The sequence below is a fragment of the Polaribacter vadi genome (assembly GCF_018861005.1).
GTDB classification, from domain to species: domain Bacteria; phylum Bacteroidota; class Bacteroidia; order Flavobacteriales; family Flavobacteriaceae; genus Polaribacter; species Polaribacter vadi_A.
In genome coordinates, this window is the sequence record NZ_JAHKQL010000022.1 from 213,887 (window position 1) to 220,660 (window position 6,774).

Annotated in this window: 6 protein-coding genes; 2 read left to right on the forward strand and 4 right to left on the reverse strand. The window is 31.0% G+C overall.

Going from position 1 to position 6,774, the window contains the following annotated elements; all coding sequences use genetic code 11:
• Positions 1-27: 27 nt before the first annotated feature.
• Both KO506_RS11750 and KO506_RS11755 read left to right on the forward strand, forming a co-directional pair.
• On the forward strand, positions 28-1,446 hold the full coding sequence (locus tag KO506_RS11750; protein ID WP_215995102.1) for a sulfatase family protein: 1,419 nt from the start codon (positions 28-30) through the stop codon (positions 1,444-1,446).
• Positions 1,447-1,510: 64 nt separating this feature from the next.
• Positions 1,511-3,091 (forward strand): sulfatase family protein, encoded by a 1,581-nt coding sequence (locus tag KO506_RS11755; RefSeq protein ID WP_215995103.1) that lies wholly within the window; start codon positions 1,511-1,513, stop codon positions 3,089-3,091.
• Between the two features lie 518 nt (positions 3,092-3,609).
• On the opposite strand, the gene mnmE is transcribed toward KO506_RS11755, so the two are convergent.
• The 4 genes from mnmE to KO506_RS11775 all read right to left on the reverse strand — a co-directional run bounded on the left by mnmE (position 3,610) and on the right by KO506_RS11775 (position 6,450).
• On the reverse strand, positions 3,610-5,013 hold the full coding sequence (gene mnmE, locus KO506_RS11765) for a tRNA uridine-5-carboxymethylaminomethyl(34) synthesis GTPase MnmE (RefSeq protein ID WP_215995104.1): 1,404 nt from the start codon (positions 5,011-5,013) through the stop codon (positions 3,610-3,612).
• Positions 5,014-5,354: 341 nt separating this feature from the next.
• On the reverse strand, positions 5,355-5,834 hold the full coding sequence (locus KO506_RS11770) for a DDE-type integrase/transposase/recombinase (RefSeq protein WP_215995105.1): 480 nt from the start codon (positions 5,832-5,834) through the stop codon (positions 5,355-5,357).
• An 8-nt stretch (positions 5,835-5,842) separates the two neighbouring features.
• Complete coding sequence (locus KO506_RS17175) at positions 5,843-5,971, reverse strand: hypothetical protein (RefSeq protein ID WP_289851796.1); 129 nt, start codon at positions 5,969-5,971, stop codon at positions 5,843-5,845.
• A 44-nt stretch (positions 5,972-6,015) separates the two neighbouring features.
• On the reverse strand, positions 6,016-6,450 hold the full coding sequence (locus KO506_RS11775; RefSeq protein WP_215995106.1) for a helix-turn-helix domain-containing protein: 435 nt from the start codon (positions 6,448-6,450) through the stop codon (positions 6,016-6,018).
• Positions 6,451-6,774 lie beyond the last annotated feature (324 nt).

The window sequence follows — 6,774 nt, forward strand, 5'->3', positions numbered from 1 at the left end:
TTGAATCCTTTTATTAAAATATACATCATGAAAATTATTAAATTAATTACACTCTTTTTTATCTCAATGTTAGCTTTTCAAAGTTGCAAGAATAAAACAGAAACCAAAACATTGGCAGAAACAAATAAATCCACTTCAAAAAAACAACCCAACATCATCTTTATTTTTGCTGATGACTGGGGTTATGGAGATTTAGGAATCCATGGAAGTACATTTTGTGAGACACCAAATTTAGATAAAATGGCTGCTGATGGTATCGATTTTCAAAATTTTTCTGTGGTAAATCCAGTATGTTCACCTAGTAGGGTTGGTATGGTTACAGGGCAATTTCCAGCAAGACAATCTGTACATGGTCATTTTGCTTCTGTAGCATCTCATGCCAAAAGAAAAATGCCAGATTGGTTAGATACCAATGCACCAATGTTACCACGTATGTTAAAAAATGCGGGTTATACAACCGCTCATTTTGGTAAATGGCACCTTACAAATACGCATGTAGAAGACGCGCCTACTCCATTAGAATATGGTTATGATGAGTATGGTGCATTTAATATTGCAGGTAGATTACATCAAATGCAAGTAGACTCAACACTACATAAAACAATAGATTTCGCAAAACGCAATAAAGACAAACCGTTTTTTATAAATGCTTGGATTCATGCAACACATACTCCTCATTATCCCAAAGCAAAGTATATGGACAAATATGCACATTTAGAGGATCAAAAACAGGTTTATGCAGCTGTAGTTGCTGAGTACGATGCACGAATAGGCGAACTTTTTGATACCTTAAAAGAATTGGGGATAGATGATAATACCTTAGTATTATTTTCTTCGGATAACGGTCCTGAAATAACAGGTACTAAAAAGAGAACAGAAGATAATTCTACAGGACCAGGTATGGGAGAGTATTATTCAGTTGGTGAAGATGGAGGACTTAAAGGACGCAAGCGCTCTTTATTTGCTGGTGGTGTACGTATTCCTTTTATTGTACGTTGGCCGGGTCAAGTTCCTGTAGGAAAAGTTGATAAAACAACTCAAATGTCTGCAGTAGATTTATTACCAACCTTTATGGATTTAGCAGGTGCAGATTATCCTGAAGGTTACAAACCAGATGGTGAAAGTATTGTTGCAGCTATAAAAGGGGAAAAATATAATCGTGAAAAACCTATTTATTGGGATTGGCGTTTTTCTAGTAATCGTCCATATTTTTGGCCAAGTGCAGGAATACAAGATCAAAACTGGAAATTGTTGATTAATAAAAAAAGGAATCGCACAGAATTATACGATATCAGCAAAGATTGGGCTGAACAAAATGACGTATCTGTAGATCATCCCGAGAAAGTAAAAGCTTTAATAAAAAAAATAGAATTGTTTCAGAATACTTTACCAGAAAATCCACCAGCAAATACCTTTTCTAAAGAAAGAGAAACGCTTAAAAAATAATTTTTATTCCTAAGTCAGAAACCATCATAACCCAATGAGGGGAAATGACATCAAAAAGAAATCCATGAATATTAAGTTTGTATTAATTGTTTTTTTATCAATTGTTTTATTCGGATGTCAATCCAAAAATAATGAGACAAAAGAAAAACCAGAAAACAAAAATAAAAATCCAAACATCATCTATATTTTGGCGGATGATTTAGGCTATGGTGATGTACAATCCTTTAATTCTGAAGGAAAAATTCCTACTCCTAATCTAAACAAAATGGCCGCCAATGGGGTGAAATTCACAAATGCTTATACATCATCAGCAGTTTGTACACCAACAAGATATAGCATCTTAACAGGTCGTTACAATTGGAGAACAGAATTAAAGAGTTTTGTGGTTAGTGGCTACTCAAAATCGCTCATAAAACAAGAAAGAACTACTGTTGCAGAGATGTTAAAAAACCAAGGATATAGCACAGCATTTATTGGAAAATGGCATTTAGGTTGGGATTGGGAAATCACAAAAGAAGATTCAAAATTTAGTAGAGATAAACTAAACGCAAAACCAGAAGTAGATTTTAGTAAACCTATAAAAAATGGACCTAACAGTCATGGTTTTGATTATACATTTGGTTTTTGTGGATCTCTAGATATGGCTCCTTATGTGTATGTTGAAAATAATAAACCAACCACGGAGCCAACCAAAACTACAGTTTCTGTTGATGAAAAAGGAAAATGGAGAAAAGGGCTTACATCAGACGACTTTAATCATACCAATGTATTACAAGATTTAACAGATAAAGCAATTAGTTATATTGATGAAAATGCAAATGGAAAATCACCTTTCTTTTTGTACTTTCCTTTACCAGCACCTCATACACCAATTTTACCAACAACTGAATTTTTAGGAAAAAGTAACACCAATATGTATGGAGATTTTGTGATGCAAGTTGATGATGTTGTGCGTCAAATTAGAGAAACGCTAAAAAAGCAAGGTATTTCAGAAAATACAATGTTAGTTTTTACAAGTGATAATGGCTGTTCACCAAGAGCAAATTTTGATGAATTAGCCAAAGTAAATCACGATCCAAGCTATACATTTAAAGGAACAAAATCTGATATTTATGAAGGAGGACTGCATGTGCCATTTATAGTAGAATGGCCACATAAAGCTTTGAAAAATTCGAGCTCAAATAAAGTTATTTCTACCACAGATTTTTTTGCCACAAGTGCTGATATCGTAGGTTACAAAACCAAAGATTCTGAAGGGGAAGATAGTTATAGTATGTTGCCATTAATTTCAGGTAAAAATAATATTGATATTCGTGATTATACTGTACTGCATTCAGTAGATGGTTCTTTTGGAATTAGAAAAGGAGATTGGAAATTAATCGCTTGTCAAGGTTCTGGAGGATGGAGTTACCCAAATCCAAGAGATGTTAAAAGGGAAAAGTTAAGTTTACCAGATATGCAATTATATAATTTAAAAGACGATATAGGAGAAACCAAAAATGTAATTACAAGTTTTCCTGAGGTAGCTGCAGAATTAAAAGCAGCACTTAAAAAGATTATTTTGGATGGAAGAAGCACACCTGGATCTATTCAAAAAAATGAAGGTATGAAAGGTTGGAAGCAAATTGAAGGAATTATAAATTAAGTTTCATTTTAGATGTAATTAAATAAATATATTTTCATATTGATTATCACTATAGGCTGTTATTACTGCAAAAAATATAGAGATGTAAGGTTAAGTTTAAATGAAATTACAATAGCTGAAGAATTTTAAAAGCATAATTATAACACAGCTTTATTTGGTAAATGGTATTTAAGTTACTCAAAAGAATACAATCCAACATTACAAGGTTTTGATGAGTTTATTGCTTTTGTTAGCGGAAATATAGATTATCACGCACATGTAGATTTAGAAGATAATCTTGATTGGAGGAAAGTAAAAGAGAAAAAAAACAAAAAAGACAGGTAACCATTTTTTTTAAAGTAATTTTTATATGAGGTAGATTTTTTACACTTCAATGTTTAAATTGAATTTTGAGGTGGATTATAGCTTCCTATATTCACTTATAAAAGTAAAGTAAAAGAAAATTACTATAAAATTTTTTATTTAAATTTTTGATTATAAATATGTTGTTTGGTTTTAGTTTCTTTTGTTTGACTTATTTACTTCCCGATACAAAAATTAGAAAAAATATGGCCTAGAATATCTTTATCTACATCATAATCTCCAGTAATTGCACCTAAATGACGCAAACATTCTCTAATGTCTATAGAAAATAAATCCGTAGAAATTTCTAAATCAATACCTTGTTGTACTGAAGTTATTGCTATTAAAGCATTATTTAACGCTTCAAAATGACGAGAATTGGTAACAATGGTTTCATTATTACTTAAAGCACCAATATTAACCAAAGAAGTTAATTCATTTTTAAGGGTATCAATTCCTGTTTTGTTTTTTGCTGATAACAAAATTAAATTTTCAATTTTTGATTTTAGAGTAGCAGTTTCATCCGAAGAAATTAAATCTGATTTATTGGCAATCACTAAAATTTTTTTATTTTCGAAACGCTTTTTTAAAGTTTCAATTTCAGTTTTAAACGTTGTATTTTCTTCTCTAAATTTCTGTGAGTTTACTAAGAAAATAATGAGTTGTGCATTTTCTGCTTTTTCATAAGCTTTTTTAATACCAATACTTTCTACAACATCTTTTGTTTCTCTAATACCTGCTGTATCTATAAATCGAAAAGCAACACCATCAATAATAATTTCGTCTTCTATGGCATCTCTTGTTGTACCAGCAATATCAGAAACTATGGCTTTTTCTTCATTTAAAAGTGCATTTAATAAAGTAGATTTTCCAACATTTGGTTCGCCAATTATGGCTACAGGAATTCCATTTTTCATGGCATTACCAAAAGAAAAACTATCAATTAAACGTTTTAAAACCAAGGTTATTTTTGATACTAATTCTTTAAAACGAGTTCTATCTGCAAATTCTACATCTTCACCAGAAAAATCAAGTTCTAATTCTATTAGAGCTGCAAAATCTAATAACTGACCTCTTAATTCTTTAAGTTCGTTTGTAATTCCACCTCTCATTTGCTGAATTGCCATTTGATGACTGGCAGCTGAATTCGAAGCAATAACATCTGCAACAGCTTCTGCTTGTGATAAATCCATTTTACCATTTAAAAAAGCGCGCATAGTAAATTCACCATTATCAGCCATTCTACAACCATTTTGTAAAAACAATTGTATAATTTCTTGCTGAATAAAGCTAGAACCATGGCAAGAAATTTCAACTACATTTTCGCCAGTATACGAATTTGGATTTTTAAAAACAGAAACTAAAACTTCATCTAAAACAATATTATTATTATTATTATCAACAATATGTCCTAAATGAATGGTATGAGATTTCTGGTTTTTTAATGTTTTTCCTTTTCTAATAGATTTAAAAAAAGCATCAGCAATTGTTATTGCATTTTCTCCAGAAAGTCTAATTACAGCAATTGCTCCAACTCCTGCAGGTGTTGCTAAAGCAATAATAGTATCGTTTTTAATCATTTTGCAAAAATACATAAAGATTTTATCAGAAAATAAAAAGCACTATAATTAACGTAGTGTTTTTTCAAAATCATTCAAATAATGTATTATACTGATATAGGTTGACACTTTTTAGTTAATATTTAGACGTTCAAAGATTATTTTTTAGCCGTTTAGAAGGCAAAAAATAGTTTGAACTAGTTCTGTTCTTAAATCTTAAGTTCAGGTAAATTTACATTATTTTTTCGATAGGATTTGTATTTGATATTAGGATTTAGATGCACTTCTGCAGGTTTTCTGAGATCTAGTCTAAAATGAGTTCTCAAATTGTTATAAATATAGACTGCTTGTTGTGTCATTTTTTAAGCTAATTCAGTGTTTTTAATGTTTTGTTTTAATCCATATTCATACTTAAGCGTTCTATTAATTCTTTCAGCGACAGCATTTTCATAAGGGTCATATTGTTCTGTCATGCTCATTATAATTCCATTTTTTTCAGCGAATTGAGTGTATTTAGGATTGCAGTACTGGAATCCTCTGTCAGAATGATGGATAAGCTTTTTATCAGGATATTTTCTGTTTTTAATGGCTATAGCAAGTACATCGATGCAAAGCGATGTTCTCATATGGTTATTGAGTTTGTAGCCCATAATTTGCTTAGAATAAGCATCTGTAACAATGGCTGAGTAATTATGACCATATTGCGTTTTAATATAAGTGATATCGCAAACCCATAGATGTTCAGGACGAATAGGGACATGATCTTTTACCAGGTTTTTATATTTTTTGTACATATGATTTGAGTTTGTAGTTGTGATGTAATTTTTTTGTTTAGGAATCAAAAGATTATTTAGTCGAAGCGATAGAACTTGTCTCTACCAATTTTAATATCAGCGTTTATAAAGTCCTGTTTTAGTTCTTTATGTAGCTTAATTCCACCAGTTTTAGAGCCTACTTTTTTACGATAGTCCTTAACCATTTTAATCATTTTTTGATGATCGCTTTCTTTTTTCTGTTGCGTTTTTAGCCTTTTGTAGAAGGCTTGTTTAGAGATCCCAAAACATCCATAGAGCCATTTTCTTTTATACGCTGTTTTTTCTTTTGTTCTATCTCTTTTGCTAATGTTTTGGGCAATGACTTTTTTGACATATCGACTCCTGTAATAAGTTCCATATCAGCGATAATGTCTTGTTGAAAGTCTTTTACAAACTCAAGTTCTTCAACCTTTTCCTTTAACTTTTTAATCTCATCGTTTTTACTCATACCTGTATTTTGTTGTACTAAGGTACTGTATTTTCTTAACCAATAGGAAATAGTTGTTCTAGGAACGTCATATTTTTTTGAGGCTTGATTGTTGGATAGTTGACCGCTAAGAATTTGGTCAACGACTAAAAGTTTGGTTTCTAAAGTTGCTTTTTGGTAGCTTTTTTTTCGCCAGTGTTCATTTTTTGTTTTCATAAGTGACTGTAATTAATTGCTTAATTTTTTGGTCAACCTATTTCAGGAAAGTTCATTTTGGTAATTGTGTACAACGTTGTTGTATAAGCTTTGTTGCGTTGTTTAAGCGGTGAATTTAGTAAATAAAACACGAACGGCGAAATTCCGGAGGAATTTCCCAAGTGAGCTAAAACCAGCAATAAATTATATACGGTGTTGTGCTTAGTGATTTATTTTTTTTCTTTCAACTTCTTTTTTTATTCCATCTAAATCTGGTTGAATTGTCATCCAATTAATATTTAATATTTCAAGTCGTTTAAAAACTTGTCTTGTCCTGAAATATGG